Raw genomic sequence first — 297 nt, forward strand, 5'->3', positions numbered from 1 at the left:
CACAACCAGTGATTAAAATCGACAACCAAGAAATGGTCTGTTCAACAAGTAAGCTAAATTCGTAGCGAAGCCAAATCAGACACGGACAAATATTTTCACATGATGAAAAGAAAACAGGCGATCGATCTTCTTACCAAACAACGCGCCCTTCAAGAATTGGTCATATCGTCCGGCACTGGACAAGAAGATTTCATGAAATGGAGGCGGGATACCGAAGTTGTAATAAGAAAGGTATTCGGTGACAAGAGCCGTCATCAGCGAGAATTCAGCCAGATATCCTATATTGCGATGGTATTC

General features: G+C 42.1%; 1 protein-coding gene. It reads right to left on the bottom strand.

Annotation, left to right across the window (positions count from 1 at the left end):
- Nucleotides 1-75: 75 nt before the first annotated feature.
- Nucleotides 76-297 (bottom strand): hypothetical protein (locus EN807_RS35355; RefSeq protein ID WP_189522709.1); only part of this gene is annotated, 222 nt, incomplete at its 5' end.

The organism is Mesorhizobium sp. M5C.F.Ca.ET.164.01.1.1 (genome assembly GCF_004792125.1).
Classification (GTDB): Bacteria; Pseudomonadota; Alphaproteobacteria; order Rhizobiales; family Rhizobiaceae; genus Mesorhizobium; species Mesorhizobium wenxiniae.